General features: G+C 49.6%; 16 protein-coding genes. 12 read left to right on the forward strand and 4 right to left on the reverse strand.

All coding sequences use genetic code 11. From position 1 onward, the window contains the following. Nucleotides 1-370 precede the first annotated feature (370 nt). Both ppa and ACXAGR_RS07000 read right to left on the reverse strand, forming a co-directional pair. Nucleotides 371-904, reverse strand: a complete 534-nt coding sequence (gene ppa, locus ACXAGR_RS06995) for an inorganic diphosphatase (protein WP_303573571.1) — start codon at nt 902-904, stop codon at nt 371-373. A 173-nt stretch (nt 905-1,077) separates the two neighbouring features. Beyond that, nucleotides 1,078-2,055: a class 1 fructose-bisphosphatase gene (locus ACXAGR_RS07000; protein WP_119499809.1), complete on the reverse strand. Its 978-nt coding sequence runs from the start codon at nt 2,053-2,055 to the stop codon at nt 1,078-1,080. Nucleotides 2,056-2,329: 274 nt separating this feature from the next. On the opposite strand from ACXAGR_RS07000, the gene mpl reads away from it, so the two are divergent. Genes mpl through ACXAGR_RS07015 form a run of 3 tightly spaced genes read left to right on the forward strand, consistent with a single transcriptional unit; the run spans nt 2,330 to nt 5,154 of the window. Beyond that, nucleotides 2,330-3,694, forward strand: a complete 1,365-nt coding sequence (gene mpl / locus ACXAGR_RS07005; RefSeq protein ID WP_474843616.1) for a UDP-N-acetylmuramate:L-alanyl-gamma-D-glutamyl-meso-diaminopimelate ligase — start codon at nt 2,330-2,332, stop codon at nt 3,692-3,694. A gap of 16 nt (nt 3,695-3,710) precedes the next feature. Further along, complete coding sequence (locus ACXAGR_RS07010) at nt 3,711-4,334, forward strand: flavin prenyltransferase UbiX (RefSeq protein ID WP_474848948.1); 624 nt, start codon at nt 3,711-3,713, stop codon at nt 4,332-4,334. A gap of 13 nt (nt 4,335-4,347) precedes the next feature. Then, the gene (locus tag ACXAGR_RS07015) at nt 4,348-5,154 is read left to right on the forward strand and encodes a S1/P1 nuclease (protein WP_474848950.1); all 807 of its coding nucleotides are present in this window, start codon (nt 4,348-4,350) and stop codon (nt 5,152-5,154) included. Between the two features lie 68 nt (nt 5,155-5,222). Here the strand turns inward: ACXAGR_RS07015 and rraA are convergent, their stop codons facing one another. Next, nucleotides 5,223-5,708, reverse strand: a complete 486-nt coding sequence (gene rraA, locus ACXAGR_RS07020) for a ribonuclease E activity regulator RraA (RefSeq protein WP_119499806.1) — start codon at nt 5,706-5,708, stop codon at nt 5,223-5,225. Nucleotides 5,709-6,018: 310 nt separating this feature from the next. Between rraA and ACXAGR_RS07025 the strand changes: the two genes are divergently transcribed. From ACXAGR_RS07025 to ACXAGR_RS07060, 8 genes are read left to right on the forward strand one after another with little or no spacing between them, the layout of a single operon-like run. Next, nucleotides 6,019-6,522 (forward strand): phosphatase PAP2 family protein, encoded by a 504-nt coding sequence (locus ACXAGR_RS07025; RefSeq protein ID WP_442858437.1) that lies wholly within the window; start codon nt 6,019-6,021, stop codon nt 6,520-6,522. 1 nt (nt 6,523) lies between these two features. Beyond that, nucleotides 6,524-7,591: an MJ1255/VC2487 family glycosyltransferase gene (locus ACXAGR_RS07030; RefSeq protein WP_474848952.1), complete on the forward strand. Its 1,068-nt coding sequence runs from the start codon at nt 6,524-6,526 to the stop codon at nt 7,589-7,591. 51 nt (nt 7,592-7,642) lie between these two features. Next, nucleotides 7,643-7,801, forward strand: a complete 159-nt coding sequence (gene lptM / locus ACXAGR_RS07035; protein WP_119499804.1) for an LPS translocon maturation chaperone LptM — start codon at nt 7,643-7,645, stop codon at nt 7,799-7,801. Further along, entirely contained in the window at nt 7,801-9,051 is a 1,251-nt protein-coding gene (gene lysA, locus ACXAGR_RS07040) for a diaminopimelate decarboxylase (RefSeq protein WP_119499803.1), read from the forward strand. Before lptM ends, lysA begins: the two co-directional genes overlap by 1 nt. A gap of 35 nt (nt 9,052-9,086) precedes the next feature. Next, nucleotides 9,087-9,917, forward strand: coding sequence for a diaminopimelate epimerase (gene dapF / locus ACXAGR_RS07045; protein ID WP_119499802.1), 831 nt, complete (start codon nt 9,087-9,089; stop codon nt 9,915-9,917). Then, the gene (locus ACXAGR_RS07050; protein ID WP_119499801.1) at nt 9,914-10,612 is read left to right on the forward strand and encodes a DUF484 family protein; all 699 of its coding nucleotides are present in this window, start codon (nt 9,914-9,916) and stop codon (nt 10,610-10,612) included. The genes dapF and ACXAGR_RS07050 overlap by 4 nt, the downstream gene beginning before the upstream one ends. Beyond that, nucleotides 10,612-11,526 (forward strand): tyrosine recombinase XerC, encoded by a 915-nt coding sequence (gene xerC / locus ACXAGR_RS07055; protein ID WP_119499800.1) that lies wholly within the window; start codon nt 10,612-10,614, stop codon nt 11,524-11,526. Before ACXAGR_RS07050 ends, xerC begins: the two co-directional genes overlap by 1 nt. A gap of 24 nt (nt 11,527-11,550) precedes the next feature. Further along, nucleotides 11,551-12,267 carry an HAD-IA family hydrolase gene (locus ACXAGR_RS07060; protein ID WP_474848954.1) on the forward strand — a complete coding sequence of 239 codons (717 nt, stop codon included), beginning with the start codon at nt 11,551-11,553 and terminating at the stop codon, nt 12,265-12,267. A gap of 67 nt (nt 12,268-12,334) precedes the next feature. Here the strand turns inward: ACXAGR_RS07060 and cysE are convergent, their stop codons facing one another. Further along, nucleotides 12,335-13,150, reverse strand: coding sequence for a serine O-acetyltransferase (cysE, locus tag ACXAGR_RS07065; protein ID WP_303573561.1), 816 nt, complete (start codon nt 13,148-13,150; stop codon nt 12,335-12,337). A 471-nt stretch (nt 13,151-13,621) separates the two neighbouring features. On the opposite strand from cysE, the gene ACXAGR_RS07070 reads away from it, so the two are divergent. Further along, on the forward strand, nt 13,622-13,813 hold the full coding sequence (locus tag ACXAGR_RS07070) for a CsbD family protein (RefSeq protein ID WP_119499797.1): 192 nt from the start codon (nt 13,622-13,624) through the stop codon (nt 13,811-13,813). Nucleotides 13,814-13,845 lie beyond the last annotated feature (32 nt).

Genomic DNA, 13,845 nt, shown 5'->3' on the forward strand with positions numbered 1-13,845 from the left:
GATCATTTTTACCCGCAAATCAAGTCTTTTTTATGCACAAGGCTGTGGATAACTTTGTGCATTGTTTGTATACATGGCGTTGATGACTGCATTGTCAGCCCCTCCGGCGCCAACAAATTAAAGCCTTTGATACCAACACAGCGCAGAAACCATAAGGTGTCTATCAATTCGACAATAATCAATAGTCAACGCTTTTTTGATTGCTTTCCGCCAATACCATAAAAGTTTGGCTTGTGGAAATAATCCTACTACATCGGGATCTGAAGGGGCAGTCTCAATGTCTCAACGTGCAGCTACAGATCAGATCGCGATCCAATACGCACAAAAAAGCCCGGCGAACCGGGCTTTTTCAATCTGCGGAAAGAAAGGCTTATTCGCCTTCTTCGTAACGCTTGGCGCTGGATACGATTTCAGCTTTCGCTGCTTCTGCATCTGCCCAACCGTCGATCTTAACCCACTTGCCAGGCTCCAGATCTTTATAGTGAGAGAAGAAATGCTCGATTTGCTGTTTAGTCAGCTCTGGCACATCGTTGATGTCTTTCACGTCGCGGTAAATCGTAGACAGCTTGTCTACCGGCACTGCCAGAACTTTCGCGTCAGTACCTGACTCGTCAGTCATGTTCAGAACACCAACAGGACGACACTTGATCACAGAACCGCTGATAATCGGGAACGGCGTCATAACCAGTACGTCAACCGGGTCACCGTCTAAAGACAGTGTGTTATTCACGTAGCCGTAGTTTACCGGATAGTGCATGCAGGTAGCCATGAAACGGTCAACAAACATTGCACCGGTGTCTTTGTCTACTTCATATTTTACCGGGTCAGCGTGAGCTGGGATTTCGATGATGACATTCACCACTTCTGGCATATCTTTACCAGCAGGAACGTTGTTAAGGCTCATGAAATAATCCTTTGATTTGTTAAATTAAAAACGGGATTTGTCCGGGAAAACAAACACACTGTATTCCCTTTCACGGCAAAATCGCGCCTAAGTATACGGTGACTACCGTAAAATAAAAACTGCTTAAGACCCAAGTCTTAAGCAGTCTTCAGTATTTTTGTGCTGAATGTGCGCTATTCCGCTTTAGCGTGATAGCTCAGGCACGTTTCCACTTCTTCTTTGGAACCTAAAATCACCGGTACACGTTGATGAATTTCGGTGGGCATCACTTCCATGATACGTCCTGTACCCGTGTCGGCCAGGCCACCGGCCTGTTCCATCAGAAATGCCATCGGGTTGGCTTCGTATAATAAACGCAGTTTACCGGCTTTAGACGGGTTACGGTTGTCATAGGGATACATAAAAATACCGCCCCGGCAAAGCAGACGGTGAATATCGCCCACCATCGCCGCCACCCAGCGCATGTTGAAATTCTTTTCACGGGGACCGTCTGTGCCCGCCAGCAAGTCAGCAATATAAGCTTTCATCGGCGCTTCCCAGTGGCGCTGATTAGACGCGTTGATTGAAAACTCGGATGTTTGCTCAGGCACCTGCACATTGGGGTGCGTTAACAGGAAACCACCGTGGGTTTTATCCAGAGTATAAATGTGTGTGCCACGGCCGGTAGTCAGCGCCATCATGGTTGACGGACCATACAGTACATAACCGGCAGCAACCATTTGTGTACCGGGCTGTAAAAACGCAGACGGGTCGTCGGGCTCCATCCACTGCGGTGCATGGGCGATAGAGAAAATAGTACCAATCAGACTGTTGATTTCAGTATTTGACGAGCCATCCAGCGGGTCAAAACTTACCAGGTAGTTGCCTTCAGGGTTGCACGGTACCACCGTGTCTTCTTCTTCAGAAGAAATGGCTTTTACATAGCCGGAATCCCGTAAAGTATCTTTCAATATCTGGTTAGAAATCACGTCCAGCTTCTTTTGGGTTTCCCCCTGAACGTTTTCACTCAACGTCGAACCTAATACCCCCGCCAAAGCGCCCTGACTGACACGGAAAGAAATTTCCTTACAGCCCGCCAGCAATGTACGGATAAGCAAAATAAGCTCAAGAGGAGCGCCGTCTTGTTGTAGTTGAGAATTTAAACGTTTCATTGTGTGCAATAGCCTTGTTTATTTATGTAGGGTAATGATTCGCTTTGCGCCGGCATTCCCGCCAGTGTCCAAAAGCCAATCTGAATCACTTTGCTTTATTATTGTATGCCGGTGTTTTCGTTCCGCTGGCTGGTAGCAAATGTAATTAAAACGATTGTAACCGCGAATGGACCACAGGGAAACGGCTTATTCTTACATTGCTGCGTACTCTGGTATTGGCGTGCACACCGGGAGTTCTGCTAAAGTAGCCACCTTAATCGTACACAGGATTCTTATGCACGTTCACATTCTCGGCATTTGCGGCAGCTTTATGGGTGGTATCGCCGCAATCGCCAAATCGCTAGGCCACAAGGTGACCGGTTCCGACCGCAATGTTTATCCGCCAATGAGCACTCAGCTGGAAGCGCTGGGCATTGAGTTAACAGAGGGCTATGACCCCGCTCAGTTCGAACCGGCACCGGATATGGTTATCATCGGCAATGCCATGTCCCGGGGCAACCCTGCTGTTGAGTATGTTTTAAACCGCAATCTTCCCTATACCAGCGGTCCTCAATGGCTGTTAGACAACCTGCTTACCTCCCGGTGGGTGATCGGTATCGCCGGCACCCATGGTAAAACCACCACCTCCAGCATGGTAGCGTGGATCCTTGAGCATGCCGGCCTGGCGCCCGGTTTTCTGATTGGTGGTATTCCGGAGAACTTCGGTGTGTCTGCCCGCATTGGCGAAAGTCCATTTTTTGTCATCGAAGCGGACGAATACGACAGTGCCTTTTTCGATAAACGCTCTAAGTTTGTTCACTACCGTCCGCGTACGCTGATCCTGAACAACCTTGAGTTCGATCATGCAGATATTTTCCCTGATCTTGCAGCCATTCAAACCCAGTTCCATCACTTAGTTCGCATGGTGCCGGAAAATGGTTTGATCCTGTCACCGCAAAAAGACAAACCGCTGAAGGCCACACTGGATAAAGGTTGCTGGTCTGAACAGCAATTTACCGGAAAAGACTGGGAAGCCAATCTGCTGACTCCTGATGGCAGTGCTTTTGATGTACTTTTCCGCGGAGAGAAAGCCGGTACGGTTAACTGGTCACTGGTGGGCCAGCACAACGTGAATAACGCCCTGATGGCTATTGCAGCAGCGCATCATGCCGGAGTGGCAACTGCGCAGGCTATCGAAGCCCTCGCCACATTTAAAAACGTGAAGCGCCGTATGGAAACCAAAGGCACCGTGAATGACATTACGGTGTACGATGACTTTGCCCATCACCCCACGGCCATCGCCACCACCATTCAGGGTTTACGGAACAAAGTGGGTAAAGCCCGCATTATCGCTATTCTGGAACCCCGTTCGAACACGATGAAAATGGGTGTACACGAACATACTCTGGGCAACAGCTGGCAACAGGCTGACGAAGTGCTGCTGTTTGAACCTGCCGGGATGAAATGGTCACTGGCAGAGACCGCCAAACACAGTGACACACCGGCTTACTGCTATCATGACGTAGAGAGTATTGTGCAGCAGGTGAAATCCATCAGCCGGCCGGGCGACCATGTACTGGTGATGAGCAACGGTGGTTTTGAAGGCATTCACCAACGACTGCTGGATGCACTGGCCAGTGCTGAAGTCACACATTCCTGAGGAAGCAGAAAACGCTATGACAAATAAAACCATCACTCTGGCGATTACTGGTGCGTCCGGTGCACCGTATGCCATGCGCCTGCTGGAAATACTGGTCAAAGCCGATTACGACATTTTTGTGCTGATTTCGTCAGCCGCGAAGGTTGTTTTTGCTACCGAAGAAGAATTGAAAATCCCGTCGAAACCGGATGCCGCCAGTGCGTTTTTCAGTGAACGCTTCGGTGCCCGTGAAAACCAGATCCGTGTGTGTGGCAAGGAAGAATGGTTTTCACCTGTGGCATCGGGTTCTGCAGCACCTAAACAGATGGTGGTGTGCCCGTGTTCAACCGGCACACTGTCAGCCATAGCAACAGGTGCCAGCGACAATCTTATCGAACGAGCTGCCGACGTGGTGTTAAAAGAACGGGGACAACTTATTCTTGTTACCCGTGAGATGCCGCTCTCGTCTATCCATCTGGAAAATATGCTAAAACTGTCACAAACCGGTGCGACAATCATGCCCGCTTCGCCCGGCTTCTATCATAATCCAAAACAAATCAGCGACCTGGTCGACTTCGTGGTAGCCAGAATTCTGGACCACCTGGGCGTCGATCAGACATTAATGATGCGCTGGGGCTATCAACACCATAACGACAAATAAAAGAGGAACTTTCATGCAGGCGTTTGCTAAACGGACTATTGCACTTTCTTTCTGCCTGGCATCGACCATGATGACGAGCCTGCCCGCCTTTGGCTGGGGACAAACCGGTCACCGTGTTACCGGCGCAATTGCAGAAAAACATCTGACTCCCGCTGCCAAAGCGGCCATTGTTAAGCTTCTGCCAAATGAATCTCTGGCTGAAGCGTCTACGTATCCTGACGAAATGCGTTCAGCCCCCGGTGAATTCTGGCGTAAAACTTCGCCCCCGTGGCACTATGTTACTGTGCCGGAAGGTCATGAATATCATGAAGTGGGAGCACCTGAACAGGGAGATGCGTACACGGCACTTCAGCATTTCACCACGGTACTGAAAGACACCAAAGCCAGCAGAGAAGACCGCCAGGTCGCGCTGCGCTTTATTGTGCATATCATTGGCGATCTCCATCAGCCTTTGCACGCTGGTAACGGGACTGACAGAGGCGGCAACTCGGTCAAAGTACGCTTCTTCTGGCAGGACAGTAACCTGCATACCGTGTGGGACTCAAAAATGCTGGACTCAAAGCAGTTGTCCTACACGGAGTGGACAGACTGGCTGGATAAGAAAATCACCACGAAGAACCTGAAAGACTGGCAGGCGCTTGATGCCAATGTGTGGATAAAGGAAAGCACGGAAATCCGCGATACTATTTATCCTGAAGACGCCAACGACATGGCTTATGACTATGTTTACGACTTTCTGCCCGTAGCAAAAACCCGTTTGCAGCAGGCCGGTGTCCGCATTGCCGCGTACCTGAACAACGTGTTTGCAAACACGAAATAAGTCCATAAAAAAACCTTCCCGGTCAAACCGGGAAGGTTTCTTTTGAAAACTCAGTGAAGCCAGCAGGCTTAGTCTAGATCCAGCGGCTCCGGCGATAAAATAACGCCTGTGCTGTCAGCATAAAGATGATCTTCCGGCAGGAAGGTTACACCACCGAAATTAACCGGCACATCCACCTCACCGGTACTTTCCGTTTCCGCGTTCACCGGGATTGACGCCACAGCCAGAATACCGATGTCTAAATCTGCCAGAGTATCCACTTCACGGACACTGCCGTAACAAACGATGCCTTCCCAGTCGTTATCGATTGCAAGCTGGGCTGAAGCGGCATCAAGTAATGCACGGCGGGTAGAACCGCCACCATCAATCAGCAATACTTTTCCTGCACCTGGCTGCGCCAGTACGCGGTCTATCAACCCGCGATCTTCAAAACACTTAATGGTTGTGACTTCACCACCAAACGAATAACGTCCGCCATAACTGACAAACATGGGGTCGACCACATCTACGCTGTCTGCAAATAAATCGCATAATTCAGAAGTGTTATAGTCCATCACTGTGCCTTAATTACCGGAAAAGAAACACTGACCCGCGATTCCGCCAACACCCTCACTGCATCCGTTTTTAAAACGGCATGGAAGTTTACTAAGGTGATTGATTGGAAAGAGAAGATGCGTTGTCAGAACTGTTGTTAGCATAGCACTAATTACCATAATAAAAATACCTCGCTTCCGCTTATTTCGGTAAATCTCTGCGGCCTGTCATAAAGGTTTCTTTTTTTTGTCACGGCAGATTCACACATGCTGATTAGCTTATATTGTAATCAATTGTAATGAGGCCAGGGCCGTGCTGAACCGGAAATCCTTGACCAAAGCTGATACTGATTTGTTTTTTTGGCTTTACAGACTCACACAAAAGCGTAACTGTACCGGCGTTATCTGGTTGTCAAAAACCGGAGACGGCTATTTGTACTTCATCATCGGTATGCTGCTGTGGGCTTTCGAGCCTGAACACGGCGAACTGTTCCTGTATACCGCACTGATGGCCTACGGACTCGAACTGCCGGTGTATGTGGTGCTGAAACGTATGTTCAAGCGTCCCCGCCCCTGCGATTTACTGAATAACTTCACGGCTCACGTTACGCCGTCAGATAAATTCAGTCTGCCATCCGGCCACACCGCCGCGGCCTGGCTGATGGCCAGCATCGTAGCGCATTTTTATCCGCCTTTTGCCATTCTGGCTTACAGCTGGGCTGCGCTGATTGGACTATCCCGTATTTTGCTGGGTGTGCACTACCCTACCGACGTGATAGCCGGTGCACTTCTGGGCTTAACCATTGCTTCTGCGAGCTTAATGATACTGGGGTAGTATGAGAATTCTTTACGGCGTGCAGGGGACCGGCAACGGTCATATTGCCCGCGCACGCATTATGGCTGCAGCTTTTGCACAGCGCGACGACTTCACCGTTGATTTTGTATTTTCCGGACGGGATGAAGACAAGTACTTCGACATGGAGGTATTTGGTCCGTACCGCACCTTCCGTGGTCTTACTTTTATTACCAGTCACGGTCAGGTAGACCGCATTGCAACACTCAAAGCAAACCGCCCCGGTAAGTTCTGGCAGGATGTGCGTAACTTTGATGTCACCGGCTATGACCTTCTGATCAACGACTTTGAACCGGTCACCGCCTGGGCCGCAAAACGTGCGGGACTGCCGTCTATCTCTATCAGCCATCAGGCATGTTTCACTTATACCGTCCCGAAAGCCGGCGACGGTATTATCAACAAGCTCATCCTGAAGTACTTTGCTCCCACGCAAGTACAGCTGGGCGTACACTGGTTTCACTTTAATCAGCCTATCGTGCCGCCGTTTGTCGCAGATGAACGCCTTGCCTCACCGTCAAAGAGTCATGTTCTGGTTTATCTGCCTTTTGAACACGTGGATGACATCCGCCTGATGCTGGAACCGTTAACCGACCAGCAATTTGTGTGCTATCACCCGTCAATCAAGGGCCATTACGAAAGCGGCCATATCAGCTGGAATCCTCCTTCCAAGGCTGGCTTTCAGCATCACTTACAGCATTGCAACGGTGTGATCGCCAACGGCGGCTTTGAGCTGTCCAGTGAAGCATTACATCTGGGCAAAAAGCTGCTGATTAAGCCGTTACACGGCCAGTTTGAACAATTATCGAACGTACTCACGTTAGATAAAATGGGACTATGTCATTCCCTTTTTCAGCTCGACACTGACATTGTGGAAGAGTGGCTGGATGCACCGGAAAATGAGGCCATTCAGTTCCCTCATGACCCGTCACTGCTGCTCAACTGGCTGAAACAGGGTGACCTCAGTGACACCCGTTCTCTGTGCAATGCACTGTGGGAACAAGTGGAATATGGCGATAAAACGAAAGAGCGTTTATTGACGCTTGCAATTTAGCACCGCAGTGCCATCATAGCAGCAATTTTAGTCTTTCTATGCGGGTTCGTTGTGCGCAGAAAACCCTTCTTTTTAATCGTGCTGCTGATATTCATTAGTGGTCTGTCAGCATGCGGCTATCGCGGGGCACTCTATCTTCCAGAAGAGTCTCAGGACAACCAGCAAACTCCAGCCGGAACACCCGCCGACCAATCCGGAGACACTCAGTAATGGATTTTTTCGCTTTTCAAAACGGGCGACTGTTTGCTGAAGATGTAGCAGTATCTGACATCGCTAAAGCACACGGTACACCTGCGTATATTTATTCCCGCGCCACCCTTGAGCGTCACTGGCATGCATTTGACCAGGCACTGGGCGGACACCCTCACCTGATTTGTTACGCCGTAAAAGCCAATTCAAACTTAGGCGTGCTGAGCGTACTGGCAAAATTAGGTTCAGGCTTTGACATCGTATCCGGCGGGGAACTGGCACGGGTACTGGAAGCCGGTGGTGATGCAAAGAAAGTGGTATTTTCCGGTGTAGGCAAAAAGCCTGAAGAAATTCGTTATGCGCTGGAGAAAGGCATTCTGTGTTTCAACGTTGAGTCTGAACCGGAACTGGAGCGCATTAACAGCGTTGCCGCAGAAATGGGCGTAAAAGCTCCTATTTCATTGCGTATTAATCCGGATGTGGACGCCAAAACTCACCCGTATATCTCCACGGGACTGAAAGCGAATAAATTTGGTATTCCCCGCGAACGTGCCGTTGCGACTTACGAACTGGCCGCCAGTCTGTCAAACCTTGAAGTAAAGGGCATGGACTGCCACATTGGTTCTCAGCTGACCTCTATTGAGCCATTTGTTGATGCCCTTGAAAGATTATTAAAGCTCATTGATGAGCTTGCCGCTAAAGGTATTACCATTTCCCACCTCGATGTGGGTGGTGGCCTGGGCGTAACTTACAATAACGAAACACCGCCTCATCCGAAAGAATACGCCGCCGCCATGGTAGAAAAGATGGCTGGCCGCGAAAACTTAAAGATGATCATGGAGCCCGGCCGCGCTATTGCTGCGAATGCCGGCATTATGATCACCGAAGTTGAATTCGTGAAAGAAGGCGATGAAAAACACTTCGCCATCGTTGACGCTGCGATGAATGATTTAATCCGCCCGTCGTTATATTCAGCCTGGCAGAACATCGTACGTGTTGAGCAGGAAACCGATGCCACACCACGTATTTACGATGTGGTGGGACCGATTTGTGAAACCGGTGATTTCATAGGTAAAGACCGTGAACTGGCAATAAAACCGGGAGACTTACTGGCGGTTCGCAGCGCCGGCGCCTATGGTTTTGTTATGGCCTCAAACTACAACAGCCGCTGCCGCCCGCCGGAAATTATGGTGGATGGTGACCAGGTAATTGTGGTGCGTGAACGAGAAAATCAAAAAGATCTCTGGAAAGGTGAGTGCAAACTTACGTAAACTAGAGAAATACAAATAAGAAAGATGTGCGCTTAATGCAAGTTCAATTTTCCAAAATGCACGGGCTGGGCAACGACTTCGTTGTCATCGATAACGTTACCCAGAACGTTTTCTTTTCAAAGGAGAAGATTCAGCAACTCGCTGATCGGCACTTTGGTATTGGCTTTGACCAGCTGTTGCTGGTAGAACCTCCCTATGATCCTGAACAGGATTTTCATTACCGCATCTTCAATGCAGACGGCTCGGAAGTTTCTCAGTGTGGAAACGGAGCCCGTTGTTTTGCCCGTTTCGTCAAAATGAAAGGGTTAATCAACCGCAATAAAATTAAGGTCAGCACCAAGGCAGGAAAAATGGTGTTGTACCTGGAAAAAGACGGACAGGTCACCGTGAACATGGGTGTACCTGACTTTGAACCAGCCAGAGTACCTCTGGTCGCCAATAAACAGGAAAAGACCTACATTTTCCGTGTTGAGGAACGTACAGTATTTTTAGGCGCCGTTTCCATGGGTAACCCCCATTGTGTAATGGAAGTCGACGATGTCGATACCGCCGGTGTGCATGAAGTCGGCCCGTTACTGGAACGTCACGAACGTTTTCCGGAAGGGGTGAACGTTGGCTTTATGCAAATACTGTCGAAAGACCATGTGAAGCTCAGGGTATTCGAACGTGGCGCAGGGGAAACCCTGGCGTGCGGCAGCGGCGCATGTGCCGCTGTAGCGGTCGGACAGGTTCAGGGAAAATTGGATAAGGAAGTCAGGGTAGATTTACCCGGCGGCAGTTTACGTATTCGCTGGCAGGGCGAGGACTCGGCACTCAAGATGACCGGGCCCGCTGAGCACATTTACGACGGACAGATTAATCTATGAGTGATGCTTCAGGTCAAAGTAAAAGACCGGTAACACTGGAACCCAATTACGACGAAGCGTTCGGACTGACAGCAGAAGAAGTGCGTGCTTTTTTATTAAAGCATCCCGACTTTTTCGCCAATAATCCGGACATTCTTGAACGGTTGGTGATTCCTCATGAGGAAAAAGGGGCTGTATCTTTAGTTGAACGCCAGAGCGAACAGCTTCGCAAGAAGGTACGTCAGCTAAATTATAAACTCAACCAGCTCATCGGCGTGGCCAAACAAAACGAAAAAATTTACCGCGTTTATACGGATCTGAATGTCGAACTGTTACGCTGTAAATCTGTATCGGAAATCCAGTACAAACTGGAATCTGTTCTGCAGGAACGTCTTAATCTTCACTCAGTAGTGTTGCAACTGTTTAAAGGCCCTCATGCCATGCAGGAGCTGCAACGCAGACTCATCATCGAAAAACGCTTTAAAGACAGTACCTTCTTCTTCGGCCGTTTAAGCCAGCACGAAAGACAAGTGATCTTTGGTGAAGAAACCGCAGAATCTGTCGCACTGATTTTACTGGGTGACAATCACGATATGGGCATTCTGGCCGTAGGCTCTGACGATGCCTCCCACTTTACGCCGGATATGGATACTCTGCTGCTGAAACAGTTGCAGGAAGTGCTGAACATTACCATGCCGGGCATGCTGGGATATTAATGCAACCGGCGGCGCCCGAACCTCGCCTCAGTGATGCATGCCAGCAATGGCTGGACAAATTTCTTTTGCATCTCGATATCGAGCGGGGATTATCAGAGCATACCGTTTCCAATTATCGCCGCCAGCTTACCGCCATTGCCACTGAACTGGCCCTTGAAGACTGGTCAGGACTGACCCCTTCAGATGTTAAGCGGGTCATGGCCATCGCTAAACGACAGGGCAAGCACGCCCGCTCCATTGCGTTACAGCTTTCTGCCCTGCGAACATTCTGTCATTACCTGATGCGTAACGAACAACTGTTCAGCAACCCTGTGGAGGGTATTCAGGCGCCGAAACAGGGCAAGCCTCTGCCAAAGCAAATCAGTGTGGATGACATGCAACAATTATTGTCTTCGCCACAGGATGAAGGCATAGAATGTCGCGATATGGCAATGGCCGAATTACTTTACGGATGCGGGTTACGCCTGAATGAACTGACCGGCCTGCGCCTGGCTGATTGTCAGGGCGACGGGACGCTTAAAGTCACCGGTAAGGGAAATAAGCAGCGCATCCTGCCACTTGGACGCACGGCGACCAAAGCCCTGAATGCCTGGTTAAAAGTACGGGGCCAGTATGCATCGCCCTATGAGCCGGCCGTGTTTGTGAGCAAACGGGGGACGAGGATCTCAAACCGTCAGGTGGCAAACCGTCTCAATCAGTTAGCTCAGTCTCAGAATATGAATCAGACTGTACATCCTCATAAACTGCGCCATTCCTTTGCTACTCACGTATTAGAATCAAGCGGTGATCTGCGGGCAGTGCAGGAATTGCTTGGTCATGCGAACTTATCGACCACGCAGGTTTATACGCATCTGGATTTTCAGCACCTGGCGAAGGTATACGATAACGCGCACCCCCGCGCCAGGAAGAAATAACTTATTAATTAACACCGAGGTCCCATGCGATTTTACCGGCCTTTAGCACCAGTGAAAGCCATGACATTCGATCTGGACGATACACTTTATAACAATGACCCCATTATCAAACGGGCGGAAGCAACTCTTAAGCATTATATTGCTGCGGAATATCCGCAAACGGCAAAGCTTTCGCCGCAGGAATGGACAGATATAAAGCGGGGTCTGATCAAGGCACAGCCCGCGCTGGCTTCAGATATGGGTCAGTTGCGCATGCATACACTCAGGCAGGCGCTGGAACAGGATATTCAGGATCCCGAAGCACTGGAGACAGCCGCGAAAGCGTGTTTTGACTGCTTTTATGACGCCCGCAGCGATTTCACTTTGGATGACAGCGTTCACAGCGTACTGGCTCAACTGGCAGAGAAAATGCCGCTGATTGCGATAACCAATGGCAATGTTGACCCGCATAAAACCGGACTGTCAGCGTACTTTAATGTGGTGTTGCACGCCAGTGTAACCCGTCCGGCCAAGCCGTCCGCTCATATGTTCGATGAAGCGGCGGCGATGCTGTCGTTAGCGCCGGGCCAGATTTTACACGTGGGTGATAATCTGGAAAAAGACGTTATGGGTGCAGTGAAAGCGGGATATCAGGCGGCATGGCTTGCAGCAAACCGCGACATGCTCCTGAACCGTGAGGCAGCCACATTGCTTCCTCATGTGGAATTATCGTCGCTGGATGAATTGCTGGCGTTTACCTGACAGTAAACGCCTTTAACAGCACAGCAAACGACTTCAGGACGGCACTGCTGTGCACCGGGCAGGTAAACTATTTACCGGTTGCAGCTTCGCTGTCTTCGAGGAAATTCTGGCGCATGGAATCGCAGGGACGCTGACAGGCTGGTTTACCCACAACTTTAGCGGGCACACCTACCACAGTCACATGCGGCGGCACATCGTTCAGCACCACACTGCCGGCTCCCACTTTTGACCCTTCACCAATTTCAATATTGCCAAGAATTTTTGCACCGGCACCTACCAGCACACCCTGGCGCACTTTCGGATGACGGTCGCCGGATTCATTACCCGTTCCGCCCAGCGTTACACTCTGCAAAATACTGACATTGTCTTCTACCACTGCGGTTTCACCCACCACAATGCCGGTAGCGTGATCAAACATCACCCCTTTCCCAATTTTTGCAGCGGGATGAATGTCGACACCGAATGTTTCTGAATTCCGGCTTTGTAAAAACAATGCCAGCTGATGACGGCCCCGCTGCCACAGGTAATGCGCCATACGGTGAGTCTGCACGGCGTGAAAGCCCTTGAAATATAACAAAGGCGTTAAGTAATCTTTCACCGCAGCATCACGGTTAAACACGGCTTTGATGTCTTCAATGGCCGCTTCCGTAATAGACGGGTCAAGCAGGTAGGCTTCATCAAACACTTCACGGATAGCAATGGCCGGCATCACATCGTCAGCCATTTTATTCGCCAGAATAAAGCTCAGTGAAGACTCAAAATTATGATGGGTCAGAATACATGCATGTATATAACTCGCCAGCAAAGGTTCGTTGTCAGCAATGTGCTGCGCTTCGCTTTTAAGCGTAAGCCAGAAGCCGGCGTTTCTTGTTGATACTTGCATAGGTGTTCCTGGTTTGGCGTAAGTGCGTGAAAACTTAAAGGCCCCGAAATAAGCCTGAAAGATAAGGGCTGAACGTCACAGATCAAGCATCATGTTATCAACCGGTGAGGATTATCGTTCAACGACATCAATTTCTACTCACATCACCGGCAAACCGATCGCACATTACAAAATTTCAATATCACCGCAGACCGTGAAATCACTGGCCGGCACCGTGAAAGTTCTACATCCTACGCCTGCCCGCTCTCTCCGGCTATAGCGAAAAGGAATATAAAATAACAACCGTAATTCAGAGACTTATTCTCAGCACCAGAAAACTGGAATAAGAGTTGATTGTGTATGGGTAACTGCCGGCGTAAGACTTCGCAATAAGTTGATTGCACAGTGCGTCAGACAGATCATGCCCGGACCCGTTAAACCGGTCCAGACAGAATTTTGTAACATCATTAAACTTTGAAACAGGAGAAAGATATGAACAGCGATCGTATCGAAGGTAACTGGAAAGAGTTAAAAGGTAAAGTTCAGCAACAGTGGGGAAAACTCACCGACGATGATGTAGATAAAATTGATGGCCGCCGTGAAGAACTGGTAGGCAAAATTCAGAAAGCTTATGGCAAAAGCCGCGATGAAGCTGAAAAAGAAGTGGACCGTTACTTCAACTAGTAGCAATCATCCCCTCTTAATACCTCACATGG

The sequence above is a fragment of the Alteromonas sp. ABH4_457 genome (assembly GCF_056160625.1).

Excerpts from the sequence above, each read along its gene's own strand:
- ACXAGR_RS07015 (WP_474848950.1), top strand. The coding sequence starts at position 4,348 with ATGCAGGCGTTTGCTAAACGGACTATTGCACTTTCTTTCTGCCTGGCA.
- ACXAGR_RS07070 (WP_119499797.1), top strand. The coding sequence starts at position 13,622 with ATGAACAGCGATCGTATCGAAGGTAACTGGAAAGAGTTAAAAGGTAAA.
- cysE (WP_303573561.1), bottom strand. The coding sequence starts at position 13,150 with ATGCAAGTATCAACAAGAAACGCCGGCTTCTGGCTTACGCTTAAAAGC.
- ACXAGR_RS07030 (WP_474848952.1), top strand. The coding sequence starts at position 6,524 with ATGAGAATTCTTTACGGCGTGCAGGGGACCGGCAACGGTCATATTGCC.
- mpl (WP_474843616.1), top strand. The coding sequence starts at position 2,330 with ATGCACGTTCACATTCTCGGCATTTGCGGCAGCTTTATGGGTGGTATC.
- rraA (WP_119499806.1), bottom strand. The coding sequence starts at position 5,708 with ATGGACTATAACACTTCTGAATTATGCGATTTATTTGCAGACAGCGTA.
- lysA (WP_119499803.1), top strand. The coding sequence starts at position 7,801 with ATGGATTTTTTCGCTTTTCAAAACGGGCGACTGTTTGCTGAAGATGTA.
- ACXAGR_RS07010 (WP_474848948.1), top strand. The coding sequence starts at position 3,711 with ATGACAAATAAAACCATCACTCTGGCGATTACTGGTGCGTCCGGTGCA.
- dapF (WP_119499802.1), top strand. The coding sequence starts at position 9,087 with ATGCAAGTTCAATTTTCCAAAATGCACGGGCTGGGCAACGACTTCGTT.
- ACXAGR_RS07060 (WP_474848954.1), top strand. The coding sequence starts at position 11,551 with ATGCGATTTTACCGGCCTTTAGCACCAGTGAAAGCCATGACATTCGAT.
- ppa (WP_303573571.1), bottom strand. The coding sequence starts at position 904 with ATGAGCCTTAACAACGTTCCTGCTGGTAAAGATATGCCAGAAGTGGTG.
- xerC (WP_119499800.1), top strand. The coding sequence starts at position 10,612 with ATGCAACCGGCGGCGCCCGAACCTCGCCTCAGTGATGCATGCCAGCAA.
- ACXAGR_RS07000 (WP_119499809.1), bottom strand. The coding sequence starts at position 2,055 with ATGAAACGTTTAAATTCTCAACTACAACAAGACGGCGCTCCTCTTGAG.
- ACXAGR_RS07050 (WP_119499801.1), top strand. The coding sequence starts at position 9,914 with ATGAGTGATGCTTCAGGTCAAAGTAAAAGACCGGTAACACTGGAACCC.